This window comes from Pseudomonas subflava, assembly GCF_023823685.1.
Classification (GTDB): domain Bacteria; phylum Pseudomonadota; class Gammaproteobacteria; order Pseudomonadales; family Pseudomonadaceae; genus Aquipseudomonas; species Aquipseudomonas subflava.
The window spans coordinates 109047-123815 of the sequence record NZ_JAMXBF010000003.1 but is presented as its reverse complement, the minus strand read 5'-3'; the positions used below and the strand labels follow the sequence as shown (position 1 = coordinate 123815).

General features: G+C 68.5%; 13 protein-coding genes. 4 read left to right on the top strand and 9 right to left on the bottom strand.

Annotated features, from left to right (window positions below):
* Positions 1-3 precede the first annotated feature (3 nt).
* The 4 genes from NF616_RS04035 to NF616_RS04020 form a co-directional block, all read right to left on the bottom strand.
* On the bottom strand, positions 4-915 hold the full coding sequence (locus NF616_RS04035) for a LysR family transcriptional regulator (RefSeq protein ID WP_252271773.1): 912 nt from the start codon (positions 913-915) through the stop codon (positions 4-6).
* 133 nt (positions 916-1048) lie between these two features.
* The gene (locus tag NF616_RS04030) at positions 1049-2428 is read right to left on the bottom strand and encodes a DUF1329 domain-containing protein (RefSeq protein WP_252271772.1); all 1380 of its coding nucleotides are present in this window, start codon (positions 2426-2428) and stop codon (positions 1049-1051) included.
* Between the two features lie 5 nt (positions 2429-2433).
* Entirely contained in the window at positions 2434-4218 is a 1785-nt protein-coding gene (locus tag NF616_RS04025) for a DUF1302 domain-containing protein (protein WP_252271771.1), read from the bottom strand.
* Between the two features lie 363 nt (positions 4219-4581).
* On the bottom strand, positions 4582-6759 hold the full coding sequence (locus tag NF616_RS04020) for a malate synthase G (RefSeq protein WP_252271770.1): 2178 nt from the start codon (positions 6757-6759) through the stop codon (positions 4582-4584).
* Positions 6760-6916: 157 nt separating this feature from the next.
* Here NF616_RS04020 and NF616_RS04015 point away from each other — a divergent pair, with 157 nt between their 5' ends.
* Together NF616_RS04015 and NF616_RS04010 are read left to right on the top strand one after the other, a co-directional pair.
* Positions 6917-7372 carry a GNAT family N-acetyltransferase gene (locus tag NF616_RS04015; RefSeq protein ID WP_252271769.1) on the top strand — a complete coding sequence of 152 codons (456 nt, stop codon included), beginning with the start codon at positions 6917-6919 and terminating at the stop codon, positions 7370-7372.
* 21 nt (positions 7373-7393) lie between these two features.
* Positions 7394-7915: a glycine cleavage system transcriptional repressor gene (locus NF616_RS04010; protein WP_252271768.1), complete on the top strand. Its 522-nt coding sequence runs from the start codon at positions 7394-7396 to the stop codon at positions 7913-7915.
* 701 nt (positions 7916-8616) lie between these two features.
* On the opposite strand, the gene rarD is transcribed toward NF616_RS04010, so the two are convergent.
* On the bottom strand, positions 8617-9513 hold the full coding sequence (gene rarD / locus NF616_RS04005; protein WP_252271767.1) for an EamA family transporter RarD: 897 nt from the start codon (positions 9511-9513) through the stop codon (positions 8617-8619).
* Between the two features lie 206 nt (positions 9514-9719).
* On the opposite strand from rarD, the gene nirK reads away from it, so the two are divergent.
* Positions 9720-10796, top strand: coding sequence for a copper-containing nitrite reductase (nirK, locus tag NF616_RS04000; RefSeq protein WP_252271766.1), 1077 nt, complete (start codon positions 9720-9722; stop codon positions 10794-10796).
* Positions 10797-10806: 10 nt separating this feature from the next.
* Positions 10807-11538, top strand: coding sequence for a formylglycine-generating enzyme family protein (locus tag NF616_RS03995; protein WP_252271765.1), 732 nt, complete (start codon positions 10807-10809; stop codon positions 11536-11538).
* 1 nt (position 11539) lies between these two features.
* Here the strand turns inward: NF616_RS03995 and NF616_RS03990 are convergent, their stop codons facing one another.
* Genes NF616_RS03990 through NF616_RS03975 form a run of 4 tightly spaced genes read right to left on the bottom strand, consistent with a single transcriptional unit; the run spans position 11540 to position 14735 of the window.
* Complete coding sequence (locus tag NF616_RS03990) at positions 11540-12517, bottom strand: serine/threonine protein kinase (RefSeq protein ID WP_252271764.1); 978 nt, start codon at positions 12515-12517, stop codon at positions 11540-11542.
* Between the two features lie 46 nt (positions 12518-12563).
* Positions 12564-13253: a molybdate ABC transporter permease subunit gene (gene modB, locus NF616_RS03985; protein WP_252271763.1), complete on the bottom strand. Its 690-nt coding sequence runs from the start codon at positions 13251-13253 to the stop codon at positions 12564-12566.
* Entirely contained in the window at positions 13240-13974 is a 735-nt protein-coding gene (modA, locus tag NF616_RS03980; protein WP_252271762.1) for a molybdate ABC transporter substrate-binding protein, read from the bottom strand. The genes modB and modA overlap by 14 nt, the downstream gene beginning before the upstream one ends.
* A gap of 14 nt (positions 13975-13988) precedes the next feature.
* Complete coding sequence (locus tag NF616_RS03975; RefSeq protein ID WP_252271761.1) at positions 13989-14735, bottom strand: TOBE domain-containing protein; 747 nt, start codon at positions 14733-14735, stop codon at positions 13989-13991.
* Between the last annotated feature and the right edge of the window lie 34 nt (positions 14736-14769).

Sequence of the window (14769 nt, the reverse complement as noted above, 5' to 3'; positions counted from 1 at the left end):
GGCCTAGTCGCTCACCTTGGGCGCGTGCGGGCTGGTGTAGGCGTATACCAGCTCGTCGGCCAGGGCCTTGGCCTCGCGGGTCATCAGCTCCTGGTCGCGGCAGACCAGGGAGATGTTCATCGGCGGCACCCGCTCCGCGATGTCGAGCACTTCCAGCTCCTGGCCCAGGGTCTGTACCCGTTCGAGCAGGCGCAGCGACCAGTAGCTGACCGCGTCGGTGTGCAGCGCCAGCTCGGTGAACAGCACCACCGAGGCGCATTCGGTGACGTTCTGCGGGTATTCGATGCCGTGGTCGACGAACATCATGCCGACCTTGGACTGCTCCAGCGAGTCCTGCAGCAGCCATTCCTCGCCGAGCAGCTCGCGCAACGAGCGCGCGCCACGCAGTGGATGGCCCTTGCGCACGGCCAGCGCGGCGGGCTGCTCGTACAGCTCGGTCCAGTGGAAGCCATCGGCGCTGCGTGCCTCCGGCAGTGAGGTCAGCACCAGGTCCAGCTGGCCTTCGCGCAGGCCCTCCATCAGCTTGGACGGGCGCAGCTCGTGGATCTGCACCTGCACCTTGGGGTAGCGCTTGCGGTAGCGGCTGAGGCTGCTGATGAACTGGGCGCCGGGGGTGACCGGTGATACGCCGATCGACAGCTTGCCGTCCATCACGCCCTTGAGGGTCTCGATCTCCTCACGGGCGCGGCGCACCTCCTCGAGGATCAGGCGGGCGCGGCGCACCAGGCGCTCGCCGAACTCGGTCACCGTGATGCCGCGGTTGGAGCGCACCAGCAGCGGCACGCCCAGTTCCGCTTCCAGCTCCTTGATGCCCTTGGACAGGGCCGGCTGGGAGATGTGCAGCAGGCGCGACGCCTCCTGAATGCTGCCGCTCTCGCTGATGGCGAGCATGGCGCGGAGTTGATGCAACTTCATGGGCAACGCCGGGGATCGGTGGTCGGGGCCTGGAATGTAAAACAAAAGCGCCGGCAACGGGCCGCCGGCACTGTAACCGCGGATAAAAAAACGGCGGCCCGCAGGCCGCCCAGGGTGGAGTGCCGGGTGAACCTCAGCGGATGCCCGCCGCGCGCAGGGCGCTGGGGGTGAACTGCTTGCGGCTGTACTGCACGTCGAAGTCGTAGGCGTTCTTCTGCTCGTTGAACAGCGCGCCGACGGCGTAGCGGCCGGAGAGCACGTCGTAGTGGGTCTCGGCGCTGAACTGCGGGGCCTGCTGGTCGTAGAAGAACACGCCGTGGCCCTCGGAGACGCGCCACAGCTGGCCGCGGCCGTCGTAGGCGTCGGCCTCGGCGGCCTGCCAGCTGTCCTCGTCGAGGAAGATGTCGCGGCGCGAATAGACGTGGCGCTGGCCCGGCTTCAGGGTGGCAGTCAGGTGCCAGACGCGGTGCAGCTCGTAGCGGGTGTGCTCGGGGTTGAGGTGGCCCGGCTTGACGATGTCCGTGTACTTCAGCGTGGGCGAGCTCAGCTTGTAGCTGTTGTAGGGGATGTAGATCTCCTTCTTGCCCACCAGCTGCCAGTCGAAACGGTCCGGCGAGCCATTGAACATGTCGAAGTCGTCCATGGTGCGCATGCCTTCGGCGCCGGGGCTGTCGTAGGCGATCTGCGGGGCGCGGCGCACGCGGCGCTGGCCGGCGTTGTACTGCCAGGCCATGCGCGGTTCCTTGACCTGGTTGATGGTCTCGTGGACCAGCAGCACGCCGCCGGCCAGGCGCGCGGGGGCGAGGAATTCCTCGCGGTACATGTACAGCAGGTTGGTCATCTCCGCCGGGGCGTAGTCGGACAGGCCCACCGGGTAGGCCAGCTGCTGCTTGATCAGGCTCGGGGTGAAGGCACCGTTGGCCTGCGGCGAGGCCTGCACCACCATGCGCTGGAAGGCCAGACCGCGGTAACGGCCGATGTGGTTCCAGATCACTTCCAGGCCGTTCTGCGGAATGGCGAACGGCAGGCCGCCGCTGCGGTAGTTCTGCAGGCCGTTGCCGCCTTCGGCCAGCTGGGTGTCGGCAGCGTTCTGGCGGGTGGTGTCGAGGTAGCTCTGCGGCAGGTTCACCGAGCGGCGGGTCGGGTAGACCGGGATGCGGTAGCTCTGCGGGTACCGCTGGAACAGGGCGAGCTGGCCGGGGGTGAGCTTGTCCTTGTGCTGCTCGAGGTTATCGGCGGTGATGGTGAACAGCGGCTGGTCGGCGGCGAACGGGTCGCTGAGGAAACCGTCGGTGTCGCGCTGGCCGGCGTCCCGGGCCAGGCCGCCGGTCCAGGCCGGGATGCTGCCGTCGGCATTGCCGGTGGTCTCGGCACCGACCGGGGTTAGGTCCTTGCCGAGGCGGGCGACCTGCTCGGCCGGTACCGCGGCCAGGGCCTGGCCGGCGAGCAGGCCGAGGCCCAGGCAGCCGGCGCGCAGCAGTTGCGAGTGGAGAGTGGAAAACTTCATCTGCATTGACCTCAGAAGCTCATGCCGACGCTGAAGGCGAGGAAGTCGCGGTCGGTGTTGGTGTTGAAGTCGCCGCCGAAGTAGTTGGTGTAACTCAGGCTGGCGGTGTAGGTGGACAGGTAGTCGGCATCCAGGCCCAGGCTCACCGACTGGTTGCCCTCGGTGAAGGTCGGCCCGTAGCCCTCGACGTCGTGGGCGAAGGCCAGGTTGGGCTTGAGGTTCACCCCGGCGATGGCGTCGTTGAACTCCAGCTGGGTGCGCAGGCGGTAGCCCCAGGAGTTCTGGGTGTAGTAGCCCTTGCCGGTGCACTGGTCCGGGTTGGTGGGGTTGAGCAGGCTCTGGCACAGCGAGTTGCCGGTCACGCCGAGGGCGGCCGCCCAGTCGGGCAGCTGGCCGTTGCCGTACACGCTGCTGCGGCCGAAGCGCAGGTCGGAGCCGTCGCTGGAGCCGAGGTCGCCGATATGGCTGTAGCCGACCTCGCCGATCAGGGTCAGGCGGTCGCCGCCGAGCACGTTGTCGAAGGTGTGTATGGCGCTGACCTGGGCCTGGGTGAAGGGCATGCGCTTGTAGCCCTGCACCTGGCTGCCCTGGCTCGCGTCGGCCCAGCCGCGGTCGAAGATCGCCAGGCCATCGATGCCGAGCAGGCCGACCAGTCCGCCGACGCTGGCGGCGGTGGAGACGTCGGTGCCGTTGAGCGACAGCGGCATGTTCGGCCGGTGGCTGACCTCGCCGGACAGCGCGGTGCCGTCGGGCGTGGTGGTGGCGAAGCTGATGCCGTACAGGCGGATGTCTTCCGGGTACTCCAGGTAGTAGCGCGCGCTGGCCGGGCCGGGCGCACCGGTGATGGCGCTGAAGTCGGCGCTGCCCACGGTCCACATGCTCTCCGGCGTGCGGCTGTGGTAGTTCATGGCGTAGAAGCCGAACTCGGTGTCGTTCAGCGCCGGCACCAGCCAGCGCAGGGCCACGCCGAACTGGCCGCCATCGCGGGCCTCCTGGTCGTCCAGGCGCGGCACCCAGCCGTACGCGGCCGGGTCGCGGTCGTAGTCGCTGCCGAAGGTGGTCATGCCGTATTCGCAGCCCTTGGCCGCGGTGTCGGTGCCGAAGAAGGTGCCGCAGTTGTCGAGGACGGTCTTTTCCCACTCGAGCTGGTAGAAGGCCTCGGCGGACAGGTTCTCGGTCAGGCCCTGGGTGACGTAGAGCATGTTGACCGGAATCAGGCCTTCCTTGATCTCCGAGCCCGGCCGGCGGAACGCCGCCACGTCGGCGGGGTTGATGGCGTTGATGCTGTTGCCGATGAAGGTGCTCTCGCCCCAGCTCACCACCTGCTTGCCGGCGCGCACGCTGCCCGGCAGGTCGCCGAGCAGGTAATTGTGGTAGACGAAGGCGTCGAGCAGCTCGAAGCCGGAGGCCTGGGCGGCGTTGTCGCGGCCGCTGTCGTTGATGTCGTAGAGCAGGCGGTGCTCGTCCTTCAGCTCGAAGTCGTACCAGTACTTGCCGCGCAGGAACACGCCGGTGTCGCCGTAGCGCAGCTGCAGGTCGTGGATGCCCTTGAAGATCTTCGAGAAGGTCTCGCCCTTCTTGAAGTTCAGGCGACCGTCGTCGCTGGTGCGGGTCGAGGCGTCGCCGCCGTTGGCCCGGCCGATGAACTCGGCGTCGGCGTCGTCCATCGCCCAGCTGGCGCCGATGGACAGGGAGGAGTCGATCTGCCCCTCGATTTCCCCGAGCGTGAAGTTGGCGGCCTGGGCCGGTAGCGCGCTGGCCAGCGCGACGGCCAGGGCCAGGGCTTGGGGATGCATGGCCCCCGCGCCTGTTGTTGTTCTTTTCATGGTGCTCTCCGCTGTTCAAAGAAGGCCCGCGGCACGGCCGCGCGGCGCATCGCTTCTTTGCAGCCTGATGACAGGTGCCGGGGCATCCTAGGTAAGCCCCGCGGCCCTGACTTCTGAAAAATCCTTATGCCCATAGCCAAAGGTGAGGTCGGCGCCAGGGCGCGGATGCAAGGGCGTGCGGCGACTTGGGCAAAGCCCCGTGGTTGGCGGCTCGGGCGGCATTCGCCGTGCATAACCCAGGGTTATCCCGATAAGCAGCCGGGCGTCGGCGCCCTGATTGCGGGCATAAAAAAACCGCCCCGGAGGGCGGTTCTTTGCAGCGCTTGCGGCGAATTACAGACCGTTGGCGGCCTTGAACTCGCGGCGGCGACGGTGCAGGACCGGCTCGGTGTAGCCGTTCGGCTGCTGGGTGCCTTCGACCACCAGTTCCAGGGCGGCCTGGAAGGCGATGTTGCTGTCGAAGTTCGGCGCCAGCGGGCGGTACAGCGGGTCGTTGGCGTTCTGGCGGTCGACCACCGGCGCCATGCGCTTGAGGCTCTCGACGACCTGCGCCTCGGTCACCACGCCATGACGCAGCCAGTTGGCCAGCAGCTGGCTGGAGATGCGCAGGGTGGCGCGATCTTCCATCAGGCCGACGTCGTTGATGTCCGGCACCTTGGAGCAGCCGACGCCCTGGTCGATCCAGCGCACCACGTAGCCGAGGATGCCCTGGGAGTTGTTGTCCAGTTCGTTCTGGATCTCTTCGGCGGACCAGTCGGTGTTCGGCGCCAGCGGGATGGTCAGGATGTCGTCCACCGACGCCGGGGTGCGCTTGGCCAGCTCGGCCTGACGGGCGAACACGTCGACCTTGTGGTAGTGCAGGGCGTGCAGGGTGGCGGCGGTCGGCGACGGTACCCAGGCGGTGTTGGCGCCGGCCAGCGGGTGGCCGATCTTCTGCTCGAGCATGCCGGCCATCAGGTCGGGCATGGCCCACATGCCCTTGCCGATCTGTGCCTTGCCCTGCAGGCCGGTGGCCAGGCCGATGTCGACGTTGTTGTTCTCGTAGGCGCCGATCCACTTCTCGGATTTCATGGCGGCCTTGCGCACCACGGCGCCGGCTTCCATGGAGGTGTGGATTTCGTCACCGGTGCGGTCGAGGAAGCCGGTGTTGATGAACACCACGCGCTCGCTGGCGGCCTTGATGCACGCCTTGAGGTTGACGGTGGTGCGGCGCTCCTCGTCCATGATGCCGACCTTCAGGGTGTTGCGCGGCAGGCCGAGGACGTCCTCGACGCGGCTGAAGATCTCGCCGGCGAAGGCGACTTCCTCCGGGCCGTGCATCTTCGGCTTGACGATGTACACGGAGCCGGTGCGGGTGTTCTTGCGGCTGGTGTTGCCATTCAGGTTGTGGATGGCGATCAGGCTGGTGAACAGGCCGTCCTGGATGCCTTCCGGAATCTCGTTGCCGGCGGCGTCGAGGATGGCCGGGTTGGTCATCAGGTGGCCGACGTTGCGCACGAACAGCAGGCTGCGGCCGTGCAGGGTCAGCTCGGAGCCATCGGCCTTGGTGTAGACGCGGTCCGGGTTCATGGTGCGGGTGAAGGTGCTGCCGCCCTTGCTGACTTCTTCGGCGAGGTCGCCCTTCATCAGGCCCAGCCAGTTGCGATAGACCACGACCTTGTCGTCGGCGTCGACGGCGGCCACGGAGTCTTCGCAGTCCATGATGGTGGTCAGGGCGGCTTCCATCAGCACGTCCTTCACGCCGGCGGCGTCGGTCTGGCCGATCGGGCTGCTCGGGTCGATCTGAATCTCGAAGTGCAGGCCGTTGTGCTTGAGCAGCACGGCTTGCGGCTTGGCGGTATCGCCCTGGAAGGCGATGAACTGCGCGGCGTTCTTCAGGCCGGCTTCGCTGCCGTTCTTCAGGGTCACGGCCAGCTGGCCGTTCTTGATGGCGTAGGCGGTGGCGTCGACATGGGAAGCGGCTTCCAGCGGGGCGGCCTCGTCGAGGAAAGCGCGGGCGAAGGCGATGACCTTGTCGCCGCGGACCTTGTTGTAGCCCTTGCCCTTCTCGGCGCCGTTCTCTTCGCTGATCACGTCGGTGCCGTAGAGGGCGTCGTACAGCGAGCCCCAGCGGGCGTTGGAGGCGTTCAGGGCGAAGCGCGCGTTCATCACCGGCACTACCAGCTGCGGGCCGGCCAGGCGGGCGATTTCTTCGTCGACGTTCTGGGTGGTGGCCTGGAAGTCGGCCGGCTCGGGCAGCAGGTAGCCGATTTCCTGGAGGAAGCTCTTGTAGGCGGCGGCGTCATGGGCCTGACCCTTGCGGGCCTGGTGCCAGGCGTCGATCTGGGCCTGCAGTTCGTCGCGTTTGGCCAGCAGGGCGCGGTTCTTCGGGGCCAGCTCGTTGATCACGGCTTCGGCACCGGCCCAGAACTGGTCGGCGGCGATGCCGGTGCCCGGGATGGCTTCGTTGTTGATGAAGTCGTAAAGGGCCTTGGCGACCTGCAGACCACCTACTTGAACGCGCTCAGTCATTGCTTGCCTCACTATGATGCTAGACAGGGCCGGAAGGCCATGTAGTAAGAGTCGGCGGATACTACATGACTCATTCGGAAAAATCAGTCACAAACTGCGCCCGCCTGCCCGGCGGCGGCCCCTATACTCCGGGCATTCTTGCGCCTGTGGGGTAGCCATGCCGATCCGTCCCGCCGTACCCGCCGACCTCGCCGATCTGGGCGAACTGTTCTCCGGTTATCTGGACTTCTATCGGGTGCCGCGCCCGCGGGCCGAGGTCGAGGCATTCCTCGCCGCGCGCCTGGAACGTGGCGACTCGGTGCTGTTCATCGCCCGCAACGAGGCGGGGCAGGCCCTGGGCTTTGTCCAGCTGTATCCCTTCTTCGCCTCGCTGCACATGGCGCCGGCCTTCCTGCTCAGCGACCTCTACGTGCACCCGGATGGCCGCCGCCAGGGCCTGGCCGAGCAACTGATGAACGCCGCCCGCGCCCATGCCGAGGCGACCGGGGCCTGCGGTCTGCAACTGGAGACGGCGAAGAACAACCTGGCCGGCCAGGCGCTCTACGAAAAGCTTGGCTATGTGCGCGATGAGGTGTTCTATACCTACTGGCTCGGCCTGCCCGGCCCGGCCTGAAACCCGAACAAGGAGTCGCACGTGGATCATCTGGTACTCACCGTCATCGCCCCCGACCAACCCGGCCTGGTCGAACGCATCGCCCAGTGCATCGCCACCCACGGCGGCAACTGGCTGGAGAGCCGCATGTCGCGCATGGCCGGGCAGTTCGCCGGCATCCTCAAGGTAGCGGTACCGGCCGAGGGCTACGACGCGCTGGTGGACGGCCTGCAGGCCCTGGGCAGCCAGGGCATCCGCGTGCTGGTGGCGGAGAGCGGCATCGATCCGGCCTGCACCTGGAAGCCGATCCACCTGGACCTGGTGGGCAACGACCGCCCCGGCATCGTCCGCGACATCACCCGCCTGCTGGCCGAACAGGGCATCAACCTGGAGAGCCTGACCACCGAGGTGGCGCCGGCGCCGATGAGCAGCGAGCCGCTGTTCCATGCCGAGGCGCTGCTGGCCGTGCCGCTGACCCTGTCGCTGGACCTGCTGCGCGAGCGCCTGGAGAACCTGGCCGACGACCTGATGGTGGAGCTGAATCTGCGCGCTACCGAGGAGTGATCCCCAGAATGCGGGGATGAAGCTGTGGACAGTCTGGGGAGCCCCGGCGCACTGCCTAGTGCCCCGGGGCTTTTCTTTGCCCGATCAAAAAAGCTGCAGATTCAACGGCTTGTGCACACATGCCGGGGATGGAGCTGGGGGCGGCGTGGGGATAACTCCACGCAGCCCGGCGATGGCGCGGGTTACAGCGGTTTGCTCGTTTTTCAGCCAGTGATGGTCGCGCTCCGGATATCCCCGAAAGCTGTGGATGAAGATGTGGGCAGCCTGGGGGATGGCGGCTGCGGATCAGGCGTGCCGCGGCCTTGCGCGCTTCGCTCAGAAAAACAGCAGTTTCAGCGGCTTGTGCACAAAGGCCGGGGATCATTCTGTGGATAAGGCGGGGATGTAGCGCTGCGCTTCACCGCTGGCGCGGCTTGCGGTGCGCTGGTCATTCTTTGTGCAGCGCCTGGCCGGGGCCGACGCGGTGGATAACGCGCCGCGCACCGTTGCGCCGGACTGTCCCCATTCGCCGTGGGCAGTGCTGTGGACAGCCTGGGGAGACAGGGCTGCAGGCCAGGTGAGGCGCGGCCTGCAGCCGATCGATCAGGAAATCGCCAGGGCCGCAGGCTTGTGCACAAAGCCTGGGGATGGAGCTGTGGAAAAGGTTGGGAATAACCGCGCCAGCCCAAGCGCGGCGCGGTGCGGCGGGAACTGTTCGTTTTCTAGGCGGTCTGGCCGCGGCGGCGCAGGCTCAGCCAGATGTCCAGGCTGTAGATGAACAGCGCCGCCCAGATGCAGGCGAACGACACCAGCTTGCTCGGCTCCAGCACTTCGCCGAACAGCAGCACGGCCTGCAGCAGCACGAGGGTCGGTGCGATGTACTGCAGGAAACCCAGGGTGGTGTAGGGCAGGTGGCGCGCGGCGGCGTTGAAGCACAGCAGCGGCACCAGGGTGATGGGGCCGGCGGCGATCAGCCAGAGCGCCTCGCTGCTGCTCCAGAACGCCGGCTGGGTGCTCATCGCCGCCGGGTGCAGCATCAGCCAGCCGAGCGCCAGCGGCAGCAGCAGCCAGGTTTCCACCACCAGGCCGGGCAGGGCGGCCACCGGCGCCTGCTTGCGGATAAGGCCGTAGAAGCCGAAGGACAGCGCCAGCACCAGCGACACCCAGGGAATGCTGCCGACCTGCCACAGCTGCTGCAGAACGCCCAGCGCCGCCAGGCCCACGGCGACCCATTGCAAACGACGCAGACGCTCGCCGAGCAGCAGCATGCCGAGCAGCACGTTGACCAGCGGGTTGATGTAGTAGCCCAGGCTGGCCTCGAGCATGCGCCCGTTGTTCACCGCCCAGACATAGACCAGCCAGTTGCTGGCGATCAGCAGGCCGCTGGCGGTCAGCACCGCCAGGCGCTTGGGGTTGTCGCGCAGTTCGCGCCACCAGCCGGGGTGCTTCCACAGGGCCAGCAGCAGGGCGCCGAACAGCGCGGACCAGATCGCCCGGTGGGCGATGATCTCCAGCGCCGGCACGGCCTGGATGGCCTTGAAGTACAGCGGGAACAGGCCCCAGATGAGATAGGCGGCGATGCCGAGCGGGTAGCCGCGGCTGGGGTTGGCGGTGGCCATGGGAGTCCTTGCAGGGGTAAGCAGGCAGCGATTCTATCCCGCGGCTCGGCGCCTGTCCGTTCGGTCAGCAACCCGCCGGTCAACAGGTCGGGCCTGCGACAAAAGGACCCGGCCCGGCAGAAGCGCCGCTTTCGTTGCTCCAGGACAACAAACGAGGTTCCCGCTTGGCCTGCAATGGGCCAAGCCAACGAAAAAGGAGCTTCGCGATGAACGTCTTAAAACCCCTGGCCATGGTGGTGTCGCTGGTCGTCGTAGGGCAGGCGCTGGCGGCGGGCGCCGACGGATTGCAGCGGGTCAAGGTCGACCTGGTCGCACCGCCGCAGGTGCACGCCCACGAACAGGCGGTGACCCGCGCGCCGCAGGTGGTGCAGTTCCGCATGGTGATCCAGGAGAAGAAGGTGGTGATCGACAACCAGGGCACCACCCTGCAGGCGATGACCTTCGACGGTTCCATGCCCGGCCCGACCATGGTCGTGCACGAGGGCGACTACGTCGAGCTGACCCTGGTCAACCCGGCCAGCAACAGCATGCCGCACAACATCGACTTCCACGCCGCCACCGGCGCGCTGGGCGGCGCCAAACTGACCTTCGTGGCGCCGGGCCAGGAGGCCGTGCTGCGCTTCAAGGCCGACCGCAGCGGCACCTTCGTCTACCACTGCGCGCCCGAGGGCATGGTCGCCTGGCACGTGCTCGCCGGCATGAGCGGTACGTTGATGGTGCTGCCGCGCGAAGGCCTGAAGGACCCGAACGGCAACCCGCTGCACTACGACCGCGCCTACACCATCGGCGAGTTCGACCTGTACATCCCCAAGGGGCCGGACGGCAAATACAAGGACTATCCCAGTCTGATGGCCAGCTACCCGGACACCCGCGAGGCGATGCGCACCCTGACGCCGACCCACGTGGTATTCAACGGCAAGGTCGGCGCCCTGACCGGCGAGAACGCGATGACCGCCAAGGTCGGCGAGACCGTGCTGTTCATTCACTCCCAGGCCAACCGCGACACCCGCCCGCACCTGATCGGCGGCCACGGCGACTGGGTGTGGGAGACCGGCAAGTTCGCCAACGCGCCGGAGAAGAACCTGGAGACCTGGTTCATCCGCGGCGGCTCGGCGGGCGCGGCGCTTTACACCTTCAAGCAGCCCGGGGTGTACGCCTACGTCAACCACAACCTGATCGAGGCGATGGAGCTGGGCGCCGCCGGGCACGTCAAGGTCGAGGGCGCGTGGAACGACGACCTGATGAAGCAGGTCAAGGCGCCCGGCCCGATCTCCAGCGAGTGAGGGGCGCAGCGTGAAGACGCGGAGCCTGGTGCTGCTCGGCACGCTGCTGTTGCCGGGCTGCGGGCCGACGACGCCAGCACCGCAAGTGGCGCTGGTGGATATCCCGGCCGGCACGGTGCGTTACCAGTTGCCGGGCGCGGCGACGCCGGTGGCGGAGCGGATCGACGGCTTTGCCATCATGCGCCGCCAGGTCAGCCAGGCCGAGTACGCGGCCTGCGTCGCCGATGGCGCCTGCGCGGCGCTGGACGGCCCGGCGCGCGGTACCGTCGCCGCCGACCTGCCGGCGGTCGGCCTCAGCTGGCTGGACGCCGGCGCCTATGCCGCCTGGCTGTCGCGGCGCCGCGGCGAACGCTATCGCCTGCCGCGCTATGGCGAATGGGTGCTGGCGGCGGGCTCGGCCTATGAGGACGAGGCGCCGATCGTCGATGATCCCCGCGACCCTTCACGCCGCTGGCTCGCCGAGTACGAGCGCGAGGCGCGCCGCGGCGTGCCCTCGGCGCAGCTGCTGCGCTTCGGCGGCTACGGCGAGAGTTCCAGCGGCCTGCTCGACGTGGCCGGCAATGTCTGGGAGTGGACCGACAGCTGCTTCGGCCCGGCGCTGGGCGGCTTCTGCGGCATCCGCGTGGCCGCCGGCCGGCATCCGAGCGGGCTGTCCGACTTCGTCCGCGACCCGGTGGGCGGCGCCTGCTCGACCGGTACCCCGCCCACCCACCTGGGCCTGCGGCTGGTGCGCGAAGGCTGACTCAGCCGAACAGCCGCAGCGGCTCCTCGTCCAGCGCCGCCAGCTGTTCGCGCAGCATCAGGATCTGGTCGCCCCAGTAGCGCTCGTTGGCGAACCAGGGAAACGCCAGCGGGAAGGCCGGGTCGTCCCAGCGCCGGGCGATCCAGGCGCTGTGGTGCATCAGGCGCAGCGCGCGCAGGCCTTCGATCAGCGGCAGCTCGCGGGCCGCGAAGTCGTGGAATTCCTGGTAGCCGTCGACCAGCTCGGCGAGCTGCCCGAGGCGTTCCTGGCGCTCGCCGGCCAGCAGCATCCACAGGTCCTGCACGGCCGGGCCCATGCGGCAGTCGTCGAGGTCGACCACATGGAAGGCGTCGCCACGGTGCAGCAGGTTGCCCGGGTGGCAGTCGCCGTGCAGGCGGATCGGCGTGTAGCGCACGCGGGCGAACAACTCGTCCAGGCGCTTGAGCAAGTCGCGCGCCACCGACTCGTAGGCCGGCAGCAGGCTGCGCGGGACGAAGTCGCCTTCCAGCAGGGTGGCCAGCGAGGCGTGGCCGAAGTTGTCCACCGCCAGCGTCTCGCGGTGTTCGAAGGGGCGGCTGGCGCCGACCGCGTGCAGGCGGCCAAGCAACTGGCCAAGGCCGTACAGCTGGTCCAGATTGCCCGGCTCCGGCGCGCGGCCACCGCGGCGGGGGAACAGGGCGAAGCGGAAGCCGGCGTGCTCGAACAGGCTCTCGCCGCCCTGTTGCAGCGGCGCCACCACCGGCACCTCGCACTCGGCCAGCTCATGGCTGAAGGCGTGTTCCTCGCGGATCGCCGCGTCGCTCCAGCGATCCGGGCGGTAGAACTTGGCGATCAGCGGCTCGCCGTCCTCGATGCCCACCTGGTAGACGCGGTTCTCGTAGCTGTTCAGCGCCAGCACGCGGGCGTCGCTGAGATAGCCGAGGCTCTCCACGGCGTCGAGGACCAGGTCGGGGGTGAGGGTGGCGAAGGGATGGGACATGGGGCGCTCCGTAATCAGGCGCCCAGTCTATCCGGTAAATGGCGTCTCAACCGCGCATCGGCGCGGCGCGGCGTGTATCGCCCAGGCCGTAGACCAGCAGTAGCAGCAGGAACGACAACCCCAGCAGGCAGGCCGCCAGGCGGTGCGCCTCGCCGTAGCGCAGGGCCTCGACGTGCTGGAACAGGGCGATGGACACCACCTGGGTCTCGCCGGGGATGCTGCCGCCGAGCATCAGTACCACGCCGAACTCGCCCAGGGTGTGGGCGAAGCCTAGCGTGCCGGCGACCAGAATGCCGCGCCGCAGCAGCGGCAGCACCACCCGCAGCAGGCGCTCCCAGCGGTTGGCGCCGAGGCTGGCGGCGGCCTCCAGCAGGCTCTGCGGAATCTCGCGCAGGGCCACGGTCAGTGGTTGCACCACGAAGGGCAGGGAATAGAGCACCGAGCCCAGCACCAGGCCGGCGAAACTGAAGGCCAGGCCCTGGCCGGTGAACCAGTGCCAGGCCTGACCGAGCGGAGTGTCGGGGGCGAACAGCACCAGCAGGTAGAAGCCCAGCACGGTCGGCGGCAACACCAGCGGCAGGGCCAGCACGGCGTCGAGCACACGGCGCAGCGCCGTCTGTTTGCGCACGCGCCAGGCCGCCAGCGGCAGGCCGATCGCCAGCAGCAGGGCGGTGGACAGCCCGGCCAGCTGCAGGGTGATGGCCAGGGCCTGCCAGTCGCTGTCAGTCAGCAGCACAGCCGGCCTCGCCGGGCAGGCCGTAGCCGGCCGCCTTCAGGGTGTCTTTCTGCGCGTCGAAGAAAGTCAGGAAGGCCTCGGCCGCCGCCCGGCGCTCGCCCTTGGCCAGCAGCACGCGCTTCTGCACCAGCGGTTCGTAGAGCGTGGCGTCCACCCGGGCGTACTGCGCGGCCGGCGTCCCCGCCGCGGTCAGCTGGCTGAGGGCCACGAAGCCGCTAGGTGCATTGCTGCTGTGCACGAATTGATAGGCCTGGCCGATGTCCTGGGCGTACACCAGCCGCGGCTTCAGTTCATCCAGCTGGCCGCTGCGTTCGAGGGTCTGCAGGGCGGCGCGGCCGTAGGGTGCGGTGTCCGGTTGGGCGATGGCGATCTTGCCGGCGGGCAGGGCGTCCAGTTTGGGTTCGGCCTTCGGGACCCACAGGGCCAGGCGGCCGCAGGCGTAGGTGCGCGACGCCTCGCCGGTGCCGGCAGCGGCCAGTTTGTCCGGGCGCTCGGCATCGGCCGAATAGAACAGGTCGAAGGGCGCGCCGCGGCGAATCTGCTCGTAGAAGGCGCCGCTGGAGCCGCCGGCCAGCTGCACTTTCGCACCGGCCTGCTGCCGGTAGTCCCGGGCGATCTGCTCCATCACCGGAAGCAGGTTGGCGGCCACGGCGATGCGCACCGGCTCGGCAGCCTGAATGCAGGGGGCGGCGCCGAGCAGGGTGAGCAGCAGGTGGCGCATGGTGACTCCTCGTCTCACGTGGGAATGCCCAGCAGAACCTGGGCCGGCGACACGCGGGCCAGCACCGGTCGGCCGGCGCTCGGTGCGAGGGCGGACAGACGCCCGGCCTCGACCAGGGCGCACAGGCGCTGGCCGCCGGGCAGGGCGATGCGCACCTCCGCCGGGCCGTCGCCGTCTGCCAATACCTGCTCGACGGTGCCGCGCAGCGCGCCGTCGCCGGTCTCGACCAACTCCAGGCAGCCGGCCTTGAACAGCGCGACCACCGGAGTGCCGACGACCAGCTCCAGGCGCTCGGTGCTGTCGTGGGTGATCTGCGCCTGCAGGCGGTTGTCGTCGTCCAGGGCGATCTCGATCAGGTCGTTGCGGCCCTGGGCACGAATGGCCGCGACCCGACCGCTGAGCTGGTTGCGCGCGCTGGTGCGCAGCATCAGACGGCCGAGCAGGGCGAGGTCATCGTCCTGCTCGGCGGCCTCGAGCAGCTGTTCCTGCAGCCGCTCCAGGCGCCGGTACAGCTGCAGCAGGCGCTCGCCGGTGGCGGACAGGCGAGCGCCGCCGCCGCCCTTGCCGCCGACACTGCGCTCGACCAGGGGCTGACCGGCCAGGTTGTTGAGCTCGTCGATCGCGTCCCAGGCCGCCTTGTAGCTGAGCCCGGCCGCCTTGGCCGCGCGGGTGATCGAACCCTGCGCCGCCACCTGCTGGAGCAGGGCGATGCGTTGCGGGCGGCGGGCGATGTGTTGGGCGAGGGCGGTCAGGAGAGTCATGAGACAGGCGCAATATAGTTTTCTATATAGCGGA